This is a genomic window from Maritalea mobilis, assembly GCF_004363175.1.
Classification (GTDB): domain Bacteria; phylum Pseudomonadota; class Alphaproteobacteria; order Rhizobiales; family Devosiaceae; genus Maritalea; species Maritalea mobilis.
Map to the genome: position 1 here is coordinate 909,052 of NZ_SNYR01000002.1, position 13,421 is coordinate 922,472.

The window sequence follows — 13,421 nt, forward strand, 5'->3', positions numbered from 1 at the left end:
ATTAGAAATATGATTGAGGCTTATGCGCCACCATTTCTTCGACATCAAATCCCAAAAGCGGACGTTGGCTGCATGATCCATTCGTCGGCAAAACCACTAGTGCTGTTGCGGTTTCAGTTTGTGCCGGACAATGATGATCAGCTGTGGATTGATGGCTCAGATCAGTCCTGTTCGAATACCCGAGCTCGATGCACAACTGCAGCGCGGTGGCTGATGCCCAGAGTTCGATCAATTTCTGTCGATGAATAACCTTTGGCGAGTTGTATGAGGACCTCCTGCTCTCAAATTGTTAGCTGCCGCGCGCGAGGCGCCCCATCAACAACAAGATGCAAAGGGACAAGGATATGAAGCAGATAGGATAACAAAACTGCAAATTCGTACAATACAATGTCCCGACAGTGTTGGGGAGGTATGGGAAACGCGAAACGACTTCTTCCCAACCAACTGATGCCACCAGGATTGCACCAATTCAAATGATATCCAGCAATGGCTCGGTCACGTGTCTTTTGCAACTTGCCTTTGTAAAAGCTTTGCTACGTCAGGCCTCTTTTATTTAACATTTTATGAGTTGATCGATATGGCTGGAAGGTGTCGTGACCGGCAGTTCGCGCCGGACCAACTTAAGGGCAAAACCAGTGAAATTGGTCAAAAATACAATGTTTGCGGGTTTCAAGACGCTGGTAATGATTATTGGGATGCGTCAATTTGATAAAAGAGAAAACGGGGCCGATGTTCGACATAAAAGCAAACATTTCAAAGTGCCAACTTTGATACATGACTTTCGCCGAATGCTATACCCGCGTTCTCTACTTCCAAAACCTTTGCCGCTCCGTCAAATTAAACTTTTGGGTCATTTGAATGAAATGCGAATACTCCATTTTTGACCACTGCTTCTCGATGCCTGTCAAAAACCTCATTTGGCAACAGGTTTTCCCTAATCAAAAAACCTTTATGCGAAAGCGACTTAGTTACTTCATTCGGAACATGCATAAAAGAACCTCATTAACTCAGTTAGTGTAAAAAGTTTCACGCAACACAGTGGCCGGAGTAGGACCATCACGTTAACGAGCCAGCTGCTTCCTTTTTTTCACGAAGGAAGCTAGAACAGGCAACGTAGACAAGAATGCTAGTCCCCCGACCGCTACGATTATTGACGTTGTGTCGCCTATCAAGCCTGACAGGCCAAACAAAACCATACCGGCTGGAATACCGGCTGAACTGGCAAACTGATCCAAAGATGCAAACGAGTGAAGACGTTTTCCCGAGAACAGTCTCTGCCCCATTGTGTCCCAACGAATACCACTTGTGGAAACGGAAGCTGCTCCCACGAAACTAGCCACACACACGCCCCAAATGGCGAAAGACCAACTGAGGACAAAAAGCTGCACCCCCAAGCCCAAACCACACAACACGTGCACAATATGCCAGGGGAAGTTCCGAGCTACACCAGTAAGCGAAATTGTTGACCCGAATAGTGAGCCCGTTGCCATTGCTGTTGCAACGATTGCCCATTCTAAGGCTGAGTGACTAGCAATAATTAGAGTTGGGCCGGCCGCCGCGATAGTTCCAATGGCTAGCGAACAAAAAAACCAGCTAACAAGTCCCAGGTATGTCCAGATTGGCAGGCGCTGCTTGACATCTGTATGGAGGTCTTTTTCTTGGCCGGAGATTTTATTCTTCCAAATGCCATTAGCAATCTTATGGGAGAAATATAATTTTCTTAGCAGAAGCATGGAAATACAAAACATAGCAGCACTGAAAAATAGCACTGAATGAAAGCCTAAGAGTACAGCCAATGAAGCTCCGAGCAAAGGACCGATTAACTGATATATGTTGGATACTATCGACAAAAGTGAATTAGCTTGCGCTCGCATTGAATCGGCAACAATCACCGGTATATAGACAAATACCGACGGTATAAAAAAGGCCGACGCAAAGCCATAAAGAACAGAAGAAATTGACATCGCCAAAATGCTATTGGGAAGCGATAAAACCCATAACAGTAATCCAGCCTGGGCTATGCACATAGCCGAGATCGATCCAACCATCGTCAATACAGGGTGGAAATTGAATCCAACCTTCTTGTAAATCAACATTCCAAGGAACCTACCCACCCATAGGGTGATTAGAACACATGCCATACCCCATCCCCGAGGTTCCACTTTAATGGTCTCAATTGCAAAAGCGATGGGCACCAGAGAAACGCCAGCTCCTGATATCAAGTTGGCAACAACGAGCAGCCTAAAATCCAAATTCTCAAGTGCTACAAAGTATTTCTTAAATATCATAAACGTCCTAGTTACCTAAACCTGAAATAAACAAACTGTTCTGCAATCCGAAGCGAACAAACTTGACACACCGCTCTAGCTCGATCTCAAACTTCTCCGAGATTTCGATGCTGGAAGTTTTTCGCCGAAGTTTCATCCACATTAGTACTTCCGCAAAATCGCGGGGAACTTTAATGGTGCCGTAAGTTGTCTCAACAGCCGAAAGCTTTTCCCCACTGTCAACAACTGGAGGCAAACAACTATATGCCAATCTGACCGCCGTGTCTTGATTGACGAGATCGGGGCAAATCGAAAACGGGAGACTTGTACCTATCCGCGGTGTTAAGTTCGCCTGCTGCTGTTCCATCGACATTTCTTGGAACAATTTTCCAGAGAACCCGTCAAAGGTAATTGTTAAATCCCAAAAGCTGACATTGGAGCCGTTTGATTTGAATTCCTCAAAGCAGACCTTCGTCGGGCGCGTTGCCAGGTTTAGATTAAGGGTAGCCCAAGGAAATCTAAACTCATCCCGAAATGGCGGTGGCTAGGCTATGCTTTGAGAGTCTTGACGATACGTACCAACTACGACATCAAGTCCAATATGGCTTGTTCAAGCCGCCTATTTTCACCGCGAAAACTAGTAATCATTGCCTGAATGAAAATGTCAGGAACAATTTGGTCTTCGTTCATGGTGAAGCCTGAATTGTTTAGAAGAATATCGAGCAGCGTAAGCTGGCAGCGCCCATTGCCTTCTCTGAAGGGGTGAATGGCGTTGATTTCAGCAATGTAGTATGCCGCACGCTCCGCAAAGTGTTTCGGATCAGAAAACCCAACTAAATGGTCTTCATTGGCTAGCTGCCCAAAAATTCTGGTCATTTCGCCATCAATATACTCGGGATAGCAAAACCAGTTTCCACCTTTTCCAGTTCTGATTTGGCGGGGTTGACCTGCCCAATCATAGACGTCCTGGAAAAAATGATGGTGAATGAGTTTGTAATGTTTGTAGTCGAGACTACCGCCAGGCAGCGGCTCTTCTGCCCGCGTCAAATACATTAGTTGCTCAAATTGATCGAGCTCATCCTGATGGCGTAGACCCGCCTTGTTTATAAGAACTTGTGTCCCAGGATAGCAAAGAGGATCATCAGTTGCGTTATAGCGACTCATTAGCCCTGCTTGGTGGCAAACGAACTAATGATTTCTTTGCGCAACGCATCACCTTTAAGCCCGCGGCGCTCCAGCCGCGAGATCAGGTCGCGAGAATCTGAATTCAAAGACATACCTTCGACCAAGGCGAATTTTGAAGCTTTCGCTTTGCCGAGGTTGGTTTGGATAAACCGCCCTGTAGATGCTTCGCGTTGTGTTTTTACGATCTTGCTCATAAGAGAACTTTACCACAATTTCGCAATAAAACGCAAAGGGATTAGCTGCACCCTGTCCCCAATTTGCCAATTGCATCAGTCCGGTGAGATAATAGCTTGCTAAATTTCGGAGTGCTGCGGTTGGAGGGTATGGTGAAAAGGACTTGTCATGTCTGATTCATCAAATCTACCAATGGTCATTCCATCCAATCGGGCTTGGAATCGTGGGCGTATTATCGGCCAAAAAAGGCCACTTCAGCCCAAACATGTTTGGGCAATTCGCGTGCGCTTGGAAATTGCAAATGCGGTGAGAGACCTCGCACTGTTTAACACTGCAATCGACAGCAAGCTACGTGGGTGCGATCTCGTCAGATTGAAGGTTTCTGATGTTTATAGCGCCGGCGCCATCAAAGAACGTGCTTCGGTCCTGCAACGCAAAACCAAGTCACCAGTCAGATTTGAATTAACTGAAGGAACCAGGGCATCGCTTAAAGAGTGGATTGATCATCCCATAATGAGCGGCCACAGCTTTCTTTGGCCTGGACGATTTCACGACCGGCCCCATATTTCTACCCGGCAATATGCTCGGATGCTAAAAGGTTGGGTCCAATCAATTGGTTTGGAACCAAGCGCCTATGGAACGCACTCAATGAGGCGAACTAAAGTCGCGCAAATCTATAAGAAGACCGGCAATCTGAGAGCAGTTCAGTTACTCCTTGGTCATACAAAGATGGACAGCACTGTACGTTATCTAGGAGTAGACCTCGAAGACGCTTTGTCGATATCTGAAAGTGTCGAGATTTAAGCCGTGAACAGGGTCGGCCAATCAGCACGACCCTTTTCGCATTTCCAGTTTCGGCGATGCCGCCAGCAAATTCCCAAAAGTGGATATTAGCGCCGCTTGGTTTGAAATCCTCACAGCGGCCTTCGTTCTAAGGTTTGCTCGGATATGGATAAAAGGCTGCTACGCGGACTTTTCTGTATTTCGCTTGGAACTGCGAGTCGGCAAATCGGGTAAAGTGTAGACTTTTCTTTGAGTTCTAACTCTTCGGGCGTCACTGCTGTCCAATTCTGAAAAGTTGTTTTGCAAGAATTTTCACGTCTAACGGAATGAGAATAAACTTGAATTTCTTTGCCCATTCGACGACTGTAAGATGGCTTGGCCACGCTTGTCGTCGTGTAGAAGTTGTGATTCCTAATCTGCAGACAGCTTCATTCGATTTGAGCAGCAAGCTTGCCAAGTTGATTGTTTGCCTGATGAAGTTAAGAATTGTTTGAATACGGAGATTGTATTGTCAGAAATTGAATGGACTGACACGACTTGGAATCCGGTTGCAGGGTGCACAGCAGCGTCTAGCGGATGTACTAACTGCTATGCAATGCATATGGCTCTTCGCTTGGAAGCAATGGGGATGGAGAAATATCAAGGTTTAGCACGGCGCTCCGGAAAGAGAACCGTTTGGACTGGCGCAATCAATCTAGATGAAAGATCATTGATGGCACCGCTGAAATGGCGAAAGCCACGAAAAATCTTTGTTAACTCTATGAGTGATCTCTTTCATGAACGCGTGCCATTCGAATTTGTTGAAAGAGTCTGGCAAACAATGGAGAAAACTCCACATCATCAATATCAGATTTTGACCAAAAGACCTGAGCGTATGCTTGAGTTTGTGAGGGATCATCTCAACGTGGTTCTCCCAAATGTTTGGCTGGGAACTAGTGTCGAAAGCGCTGAAACAACTGCAAGAATTGATGCCCTTTCGACAACACCAGCAATAATCCGATTTATTTCCTTTGAACCATTAATTGCGCCTATTGGAAAGGTGGATCTAAGCAAAATCCATTGGGCTATTGTTGGGGGCGAAAGTGGTTCGCAAGCGCGGCCCATCAAAGAAGAGTGGATTGATGAAATCCATTCTTTGTGCCAGCGATATGGAACTGCGTTTTTTTTCAAACAATGGGGAACGTGGGGAAAAGACAACAAGAAACGTTCCAAGAAAGCTAACGGGAGGCTGTTTAGGGGAAAAGTGTGGGAAGAAATGCCGACAATGTCGGTCTCTCCATAGGGTTGTTGGAGCGCCTTCAGCATGGTTAAGAGGCAGTATGACTGGGAAAATGGTGCTACAATTGGGCAACACTCCAAGATCAAGCTTGAGATTATCAAAGAGTACATTCACGAGTACGTTCGCGTCAGATGCAGTTTGCCTCAACAAGAGAGGTTTCGGTTATCCTTTGTTGATGGGTTCAGCGGAGCCGGCTCATACGAATGTGGTACGCTCGGTTCACCTATGGTCGTGCTGCAAACACTTAAATCAGTAAGCGCCGAAGTGAATCTTAGAAGGGCAATAGCTGGGTTCAAGCCGATTTCCTTCGAATTCTACATGTATTTCAATGACCTTTCCCCCGTCGCAATACGGACCCTACAAGTTAGCGTTGATGGGTTTTTGCAAGAGCACCGAGATGATGACAACAATGCCATGTTCTGCGTGAGGTACTTCGAAGGAGATTTCGGTAGAAACCTTCCAAGTATCTCTCAAATGGTGTTGGCCTCTAAAGTTCGAAACACCATTTTTAACCTCGATCAATATGGTTACGCCGATGTATCCGAAGAACACCTTCGAACGGCTCTCTCGCTGACGCGATCCTCCGAAGTGTTCTTGACTTTTTCTATCAAATCCTTCTTGGCATTTATCAGCCCAGCGAGAAGACAAGGCACGAGAATATTTGACGGACAGATTTCAGATATTTCCCTACACAAAACCAAGAAAGAATGGCTTGCAGCAGTAGAGAAAGTCGTATTTGAGGAGTTCCAAACTTTGGCAAACTTCGTCAGCCCGTTCTCGATAAACAACCAAAGTGGGTGGGAGTACTGGCTGGTTCATTTCGCAAATTCTTTCCGGGCTAGGCAGGTTTATAACGATATTTTGCATCGTAAAAAGAACTCGCAAGCGCATGTGGGACGTTCCGGTCTGCAGATGTTGAGGTATAACTCTATTGAGGATGCTTCCCTGTACCTGTTTGATGCGAACTCACGCCGAGGAGCGCGTGACGAGCTCTACTACGATATTCCTAAGTTTCTCGCGGACTGCACTCCCGAAGCTTCGCTGTCAGTTGCAGATTTTTTTGACCAAACATACAATCAAACTCCTGCTCACTCTGACGATCTCAACAGCGCACTAATTAGGTCGCCTGATGTTGAAGTTCTAACTGCAACAGGCGGTAAGCGAAGAAAACCAAAGATGATCAAACGGACTGATAGGATCCGCTTGGCACCGCAAAAAACTTTTCATTTCCTTTAATCACAAGTCGAAAGCTGTCAGACATTTAGGAGAAACAAATGGATTGGGAAAAACTTATGTCCGCGACCCGTCGCAAAGATATGCACGGCGATAGCGGCCCCCCCCTAAATGCAGGCGGAGATCGAACTGAAATCGAACGGGACTATGATCGAGTGCTTTTTAGCACACCTGTTCGGCGTTTGGCCGATAAAACCCAAGTCTTTCCATTGGAAAAAAATGACAGCGTCCGAACACGTCTCACTCATTCCCATGAAGTATCAAATATAGCGAGGAGTATTGGTGTAGCCCTATCCCACCGCGAGGGAAGTAAGTTTTGTTCCGGTGGTTTCCAACGTGATCTACCCTCAATTCTTGCAACTATTGGGCTGGCGCATGACATCGGAAATCCACCATTTGGGCATCAAGGTGAGTACGCTATTGGCGACTGGTTTAAAAAGAATGGCGAAACGGTATTCAAGTTCCTCGATTGTGATCATGTGTCCCTTCCTACCGACGTGAAGGAGCGCATGCGGCTGGATTTTGAAAAATTCGAAGGCAATGCTCAAGCGCTTCGCGTGCTCACCAAACTCCAGATCATGAACGACAACTTCGGGCTAAATCTTTCCTGCGGCGCGCTGGCTGCTTTAATGAAGTATCCAGTGACATCGGAGCAACAGGACAAGTCAAACATTGCGACAAAAAAATTTGGCTGTTTCCATTCCGAGCTTGATGTCGTCGAAGACGTTTGGAAAGAGACAGAGCTGAGAAAAGGGCTGCGGCATCCATTGACATTCTTGATGGAGGCTAGTGATGACATTGCCTATTCGGTTTTGGATGTTGAAGATGCGGTCAAGAAAGGGCTCGTTTCCTACAGAGACATGATTAGCTATCTTGAATTTGGGGCGAATGGGGAACATGAAACCGACGCTGCGATCAAGGACGTTTGCAAGAGAGCGCATGCACAGCACAAAAAGCACAAAGAAGCAAAGCTATCACCGAATGAAGTAAATGATCTTTCAACCCAGATGTTTAGGGTGTTTGCCATCGGAAAAATGGTTTCTGCGGTCATTGAGGCCTTCTTAGATAGACAGTCCGATATCGAAAACGGAACATTGAAAGAAGACCTAATCGCTGTTTCGAGTGCAGCGTTGCTCTGCCAAAAGCTTAAAGATTTTGCATTCGAGAATGCCTACAAGCACCGGAGTGTTCTTGAGCTAGAGTTGGAGGGGCACAAAGTTATCCACTCAATCATGGACATGCTTTGGCCTGCCATAGTCAACCGTGGTGACCCTCAGAAAGAGGCCAAAGGGCACACTGGAACTCCATTTGAGAAGTACGCCTACGGAAGGATCTCGGAGAACTACCGACGAGTTTTCGAAAGTCCGAACGAAGATCTGCCGCTTGGTTACCGTCGCTGTCAATTGCTTGCAGACATGATCTCTGGTATGACAGATAGCTTTGCGCTAAGCTTTGAGCGAGAACTAAGAGAATTACGCTGCTAAGGACAGAAATGAAACCTGCACTTGACCATAAAGCCGCCAAGAAGCGTATACGACGTTTTTTTGATGTGCCAATGGCTGAACGTAAGGCTGTTGCTCTCTTCATTGAGGAATTGTCGGTTTGCGCTGATGTTTTTGTCTTTGGCGGTGCGCTTCGGGATATCTCTCTACTGGGTGCACCAGGTTTCAGTAGTGATGTAGATACCGTTGTGCAAGTACATGACAGTGACACCTTCATGGATATCTTGGGGCGGCATGCAGCAATTCAGAACAAGTTTGGCGGATATCGCGTTCGCGTCGGACGATGGAATTTTGACGTTTGGGAAGTTGCTCGAACGTGGGCGTTTTCGGCGGGTGCGGTTGAAGCCCGCAGTCCCTTGTCTCTTCTCGAAACAACATTCTTTAATTGGGATGCAATTTTATACGACTGGCGTTTCGGTTCGCTTCATCACGGACAAAATTACTTTTCGGAACTGTCTGAAAAATATTTGGAACTAGTGCTTGAGGATAATCCAAATACCATTGGGGCGCTTGTTCGTGCATTACGAACGCTTGGTATGTCTGACGAAATACTGGCTGGGCCAAGACTTTCGAAGTTCGTCAAAGATCAGTTTGGAAAGCTCTCAAACCAAGAAATTATTTCTTACGAGGTGCATAGCTTCACGAGCAATAGGCTTACTGTCGGATTGCTTTCAGATTTGAGAGCTCGTGCCAATGATTGGGATAACGATAATTCATTCAGTTGGTTACCTCGACAGCAATTGTCTCTTTTTGACAGGCAAGCAAACTGACGTCTGCGTTAGTTTTTCTGGGAAGTATAGCATAAGGCTCGTCTGACTTGTCCGGCACAATCTTGTGGCTAAGTAGCGATATGAGATTGCCTTAAAAATCGTTTTATGACTTTCTCGCAGAATCTAAAGAGAATTTTTGCCCAAAATGTTCGACGGTTCTCGTTTTTGTTGAATCGAAGTTTACTTTCCGCCCCTGATTGGCATTGGCGCCGAAATCGTCCACCGGCACCTTTCCGCCCTCATGCGCATTGGCTACGACATTGTCCAACGGCAGCTTTCCGCCCATTTAAGACATTGCTTGAACGAAAACTCCGCAATTACATACCCTCTTCACTGCTAAAATGCGGTGGGTGCCATTTGAATCTCTTGCAATCCATTGAATAGACCTGCGCACAGATTGGCGTCGGCTGTGTTAGTGAACATCGATCGAAAAATACTGAGAAATAATGCTTAGCAAATATAGGCTCACCTGCCACTTATAAGCCCGCAGATATCCACATCCAGCGCGCTGGCTAACCTTTCCAATACCCTGATGGTGGGGTTGCGCACCCCCCTTTCAATACCAGAAATATAGGTGCGATCCAGATTAGTGCGATGAGCAAGCTCTTCCTGGGAGATGCCCTTTATCTCTCTGAAAAGCCGGACGTTTGCGGCGATAATGTCACAAATATCATTCATGCGATCATGATGACTATTGTCAACACAATCACCACAGACTATAGTCTACATATACAAAAATGCTAGGCAAACTGTTATGACGAAGACATCAAATTTCTCTCTCTCAAAATATTTTATTGTATTGACCGTATTTACAATTGGATTACCAGTCATCGTCGGCTTACTTGGAGTGGTAACAGGCGGGCACAACAGTCCCTTTGCACTACATGTTAGTGTGTTTATGCAAGATTTCGGATTTATAATTGGCCATGTTTGGGCACTCTCTGTCTTAGTCGCGGCTGCCATTGCCATTTGGCGCTATGCCAGCGCACCAAGAAAATGAAGTTACCAAATCTCATCTCTTTCGCTGCCGTAGCTATTTGGTGTGCGGCCCTTGCCGCTTCCAGCGCCTATAGCCAATCTTATGCTGAGCAAATAAGCGAAGCGATGATATTTGGTGCTGGCACTGTAGTCGCCTATCAAGAAAAGTGCAGCCTAACGCTAGTAGATCGCCAAACTCGAACACAGGTTGAGCAGATTAGGAAAGCTTACGTTCGCGATCATCGATTTGTTGAGGGATATCGCTATGGCTTACAAGCAGTCGATATGAGCAAATACATCTACGGCGACCTCGTCTGTCACGCGCTTGTTTCTGTGGTGAATGCCGACCGGGTTGAAAAAGGCTTTCCACCGTTATTTGCAGAACTCGATTAGCCCAATCCAAATTTCTTACGAAATTCGCGATCAAGTGCAATTGCCCTCTCAAATTCAGGTGATCCGGGAGCCAGTTTATGATAGTGCAACCGAAGCAATAGCTCGTTTTCCTCCTGACTGAGGGTTATGCCATTACGAATATTTTCAAATTCCCTTCGACACCCATCGGTTGTCATTCTAGCGTAGTGCGCTTCAGTGATCTGCATGGTCTCGTGCCCAAGGTTTCGTGACCATGCTTTTCGCTGCGATTCCGTCAATTGTATTTTGTCACTTAAATCTTTCAAGAAGTGACGTGCTGAATGAGGATTAAACCTCTTGAGACCAGCACATTCGCAAGCCCTCTCAAAAGCATATGAAACAGCGCTCGTCGACTTCAGTGGATCAATAATTGGCCGGTTTTCTGCAACCAGCATTGTGGGCTTATTCAATACCTCAATTGGTGGGAACAGCGCATCATTGTCTTTAAAACCACGCTCCAGCAGCATCTGTATGTAATCAATTAATATCTGCTCAAAACGGTCATTCAATGGGAACCAAAATGTTCGCATTGATTTTGAGTTCTTTGTTCTCACCTCCGTTGCGTCTTGATTGACCTCTTTTTTGTCAATATCAACATGTTTGAGCCTCAATGAGGCTGTCGCGTCTGCCCGCGTTCCAAAAACGAAACTTGCCGCGACTATCGCGCGGTCACGTTGCTGGGCAAGTGTATTTGCTGGCATACTGGAGATCATCAATTCAACTTCATCCATAGATGGATAAACCCGAATTTTTGTCCCTGCCGCCCCTGCCAGATCAGTTCTTGATAACTCTAAATAGTCAGGAATTGACCTATTTAGACGCCGATAGCCTTCCTGCTTGGTCAACCATACGATAAATTTTCTCAGATGGGATGCCGCATGTGCAATTGAGCTTTTGCTTCTTCCGTCCATACCTTCAGAGGCTAAATGGCGTCGATAGCGGGTTGCATCGTCGGTTTTGAGTTTATCAAATGGCTTGCAGTGCAAAAATACCTCAAAAGCACGGATCGCTGTCAGATAAGCATCTTGTGTCTTTTTGTTGTACCGTTCGGTATATTTTTGGAACTCAAAAATGATGCGCTCATTCTCAGGGTTGTATTCAACAACTCCATTACCCTGATCTTTCACAACATCACCGGGAACCAATCCATTATCTTCGTCTAACAATTGCAGGGTGATGTTGGACTCCAGCGCCTTGCAAATTTGCTGATAATGAGCACCCGAAATAACTTTCTGAACGACCTTTTCACATTCGGGGCACGTCGCGTGTGCCCAGAAACGGCTCGATGTTCCCTCTTCAAAGTTCCAACTTCTAGGTTCAGGCCAAGTTCTTGCTTTGCAGGAAAAGCACTTGAATTGCCCCAAGCGAAGTTTCTGCTTTTGCTCCAATTGCCGCTGCTTGAGAAAAAGGCGCAGTTCACTTCCTTTAAAAAGAAGTGGCTGTCGCTCATCAATCGAACAAAGACCTGACTTTCGCCAGTTCGTGACCGTGTTTTTATGCACGCTAAATGTTTCGCAAATCGCTTCTACGTCATAGACACGATTTTTCTTAGCGCGCGTATAATTATACGCCCGCACCATGATTATCCACCAAGGTGCTCTTGTTCAAACTGAATGATGTCTGCTGCTCGCCAGCGCGTGGTTCCCGGCGAGATACATACTGGCTTGGGGAAGTTCGGTATATTCTTTAGCCAGTTCCAGATAGTCGCTGGCTTGACGGAAAACCGCTCCGCAACTTCCTTGACCGAGAAGTAGGCCTTACCTGGCTGCAAACACTGCGCCTCTGGCGCTGAGCGAGGTTCTCGTGGAGGATTGGCTTCCTGCGATCCAGCCAACTTCTTGGCCGGGGTATGATTGGATTTAGTTTTCTTTGAAGGTTTTTGGCCCAAATCTAAATTGGTGCCCAAAAGATCTATGGTAGAAGCATCTCTGCTAGCGCGAGGCATAATTCACCTTTCCTACACCCCAATGGGCGTGGTTGGAAATGTGAAGCCCCTCCTGCGCTTCGAAAATACATTTAAATAAATATTGAGCGATTCTTATGGGATTTGCCAAGAACTATTTAGCAAACGGCAAATGCCTGTGAATAACTTTAGGGCAACCCGAAACGCCGATCTGGTGGTGGACCAAATGGTGGACTGAAGCGTCATCCTGAGAATTTTAATATGGAAAATCAAATAGATAATCAGGAAAATGGCGGAGAGAGAGGGATTCGAACCCTCGAGACGGTTCCCCGCCTACACGCGTTCCAGGCGTGCGCCTTCGACCACTCGGCCACCTCTCCGACGCGGCAGTTTTTTACTGCCGGAACGTTCCGTCAACGCGCAAAATTTTGTGCGAAGCAGAATGGGCTGCAATATACTCATCACAATCAAGATCGCAAGTGTTCACGAACATGTTTCTACCGTTGAATTGCATTAATTTATGTTTATCTTGAATTTCGACACATTCGGGGCGCAAAAAGCCCATTGAACAAAGGATTTTCCCGTGCGTCTGACCCTGCGATTGATTGGAACATTTTTTCTGGCCGTGACCTTGTTGCTGGTGGTGATGGATGGCGCGCGGATATTTGCCAGCTCGAGTTTTGTGTTCACCCCACTTGGGGAAACCTGGTTTAAAATTGATCAGGCCTTGGGCACGCTGACGCTGAACACTTTGCAGGCCATTATCCAGCGCTATGTGCATCCAACGGTGTGGGATCCATTCTTCATCACTATTTTGAGTGCGCCGGGTTGGCTGGTATTTGGCATTTTGGGCGCCCTCTTCCTATTTTGGGGCCGCACACGGTCGCACAAGCGTTTTATGAATGTAGAAGGACTTTAGGTCCAAAGGAGTCATCT

The 13,421-nt window shown here is 46.4% G+C and carries 15 protein-coding genes, 1 tRNA gene and 1 pseudogene; 8 read left to right on the forward strand and 9 right to left on the reverse strand.

Features of this window, described 5'->3' with window-relative positions; genetic code table 11:
- Nucleotides 1-161: 161 nt before the first annotated feature.
- The 5 genes and pseudogenes from ATL17_RS17245 to ATL17_RS12265 form a co-directional block, all read right to left on the reverse strand.
- Nucleotides 162-269 (reverse strand): annotated as a pseudogene (locus ATL17_RS17245) (DNA-binding response regulator); the annotation flags it as partial.
- Between the two features lie 792 nt (nt 270-1,061).
- Nucleotides 1,062-2,288, reverse strand: coding sequence for an MFS transporter (locus ATL17_RS12250; protein WP_133573071.1), 1,227 nt, complete (start codon nt 2,286-2,288; stop codon nt 1,062-1,064).
- A gap of 7 nt (nt 2,289-2,295) precedes the next feature.
- Nucleotides 2,296-2,634 carry a hypothetical protein gene (locus ATL17_RS12255; protein WP_133573072.1) on the reverse strand — a complete coding sequence of 113 codons (339 nt, stop codon included), beginning with the start codon at nt 2,632-2,634 and terminating at the stop codon, nt 2,296-2,298.
- 215 nt (nt 2,635-2,849) lie between these two features.
- On the reverse strand, nt 2,850-3,431 hold the full coding sequence (locus tag ATL17_RS12260) for a Fic/DOC family protein (protein ID WP_133573073.1): 582 nt from the start codon (nt 3,429-3,431) through the stop codon (nt 2,850-2,852).
- Nucleotides 3,431-3,646 carry a hypothetical protein gene (locus tag ATL17_RS12265; RefSeq protein ID WP_133573074.1) on the reverse strand — a complete coding sequence of 72 codons (216 nt, stop codon included), beginning with the start codon at nt 3,644-3,646 and terminating at the stop codon, nt 3,431-3,433. The genes ATL17_RS12260 and ATL17_RS12265 overlap by 1 nt, the downstream gene beginning before the upstream one ends.
- A 148-nt stretch (nt 3,647-3,794) precedes the next feature.
- On the opposite strand from ATL17_RS12265, the gene ATL17_RS12270 reads away from it, so the two are divergent.
- The 5 genes from ATL17_RS12270 (at nt 3,795) to ATL17_RS12290 (ending at nt 9,193) form a co-directional block, all read left to right on the forward strand.
- On the forward strand, nt 3,795-4,430 hold the full coding sequence (locus ATL17_RS12270; protein ID WP_246028699.1) for a tyrosine-type recombinase/integrase: 636 nt from the start codon (nt 3,795-3,797) through the stop codon (nt 4,428-4,430).
- A gap of 481 nt (nt 4,431-4,911) precedes the next feature.
- Nucleotides 4,912-5,691 (forward strand): phage Gp37/Gp68 family protein, encoded by a 780-nt coding sequence (locus ATL17_RS12275; RefSeq protein ID WP_133573186.1) that lies wholly within the window; start codon nt 4,912-4,914, stop codon nt 5,689-5,691.
- A 21-nt stretch (nt 5,692-5,712) separates the two neighbouring features.
- On the forward strand, nt 5,713-6,924 hold the full coding sequence (locus tag ATL17_RS12280) for a three-Cys-motif partner protein TcmP (protein ID WP_133573075.1): 1,212 nt from the start codon (nt 5,713-5,715) through the stop codon (nt 6,922-6,924).
- A gap of 38 nt (nt 6,925-6,962) precedes the next feature.
- Nucleotides 6,963-8,405, forward strand: coding sequence for a dGTP triphosphohydrolase (dgt, locus tag ATL17_RS12285; protein WP_133573076.1), 1,443 nt, complete (start codon nt 6,963-6,965; stop codon nt 8,403-8,405).
- Between the two features lie 8 nt (nt 8,406-8,413).
- Entirely contained in the window at nt 8,414-9,193 is a 780-nt protein-coding gene (locus ATL17_RS12290) for a hypothetical protein (RefSeq protein WP_133573077.1), read from the forward strand.
- A gap of 465 nt (nt 9,194-9,658) precedes the next feature.
- On the opposite strand, the gene ATL17_RS12300 is transcribed toward ATL17_RS12290, so the two are convergent.
- The gene (locus tag ATL17_RS12300) at nt 9,659-9,871 is read right to left on the reverse strand and encodes a helix-turn-helix domain-containing protein (protein ID WP_133573079.1); all 213 of its coding nucleotides are present in this window, start codon (nt 9,869-9,871) and stop codon (nt 9,659-9,661) included.
- Between the two features lie 76 nt (nt 9,872-9,947).
- Between ATL17_RS12300 and ATL17_RS12305 the strand changes: the two genes are divergently transcribed.
- Nucleotides 9,948-10,193: a hypothetical protein gene (locus tag ATL17_RS12305; RefSeq protein WP_133573080.1), complete on the forward strand. Its 246-nt coding sequence runs from the start codon at nt 9,948-9,950 to the stop codon at nt 10,191-10,193.
- The gene (locus tag ATL17_RS12310; RefSeq protein WP_133573081.1) at nt 10,190-10,564 is read left to right on the forward strand and encodes a hypothetical protein; all 375 of its coding nucleotides are present in this window, start codon (nt 10,190-10,192) and stop codon (nt 10,562-10,564) included. Before ATL17_RS12305 ends, ATL17_RS12310 begins: the two co-directional genes overlap by 4 nt.
- On the opposite strand, the gene ATL17_RS12315 is transcribed toward ATL17_RS12310, so the two are convergent.
- The 3 genes from ATL17_RS12315 to ATL17_RS12325 all read right to left on the reverse strand — a co-directional run bounded on the left by ATL17_RS12315 (nt 10,561) and on the right by ATL17_RS12325 (nt 12,865).
- The gene (locus ATL17_RS12315; protein WP_133573082.1) at nt 10,561-12,162 is read right to left on the reverse strand and encodes a tyrosine-type recombinase/integrase; all 1,602 of its coding nucleotides are present in this window, start codon (nt 12,160-12,162) and stop codon (nt 10,561-10,563) included. The genes ATL17_RS12310 and ATL17_RS12315 overlap by 4 nt on opposite strands.
- A 2-nt stretch (nt 12,163-12,164) precedes the next feature.
- Entirely contained in the window at nt 12,165-12,527 is a 363-nt protein-coding gene (locus tag ATL17_RS12320) for a helix-turn-helix transcriptional regulator (RefSeq protein ID WP_133573083.1), read from the reverse strand.
- Nucleotides 12,528-12,775: 248 nt separating this feature from the next.
- A tRNA-Ser gene (locus tag ATL17_RS12325) sits at nt 12,776-12,865 on the reverse strand.
- A 203-nt stretch (nt 12,866-13,068) separates the two neighbouring features.
- On the opposite strand from ATL17_RS12325, the gene ATL17_RS12330 reads away from it, so the two are divergent.
- Nucleotides 13,069-13,404: a hypothetical protein gene (locus tag ATL17_RS12330; protein WP_133573084.1), complete on the forward strand. Its 336-nt coding sequence runs from the start codon at nt 13,069-13,071 to the stop codon at nt 13,402-13,404.
- Nucleotides 13,405-13,421: the final 17 nt, after the last annotated feature.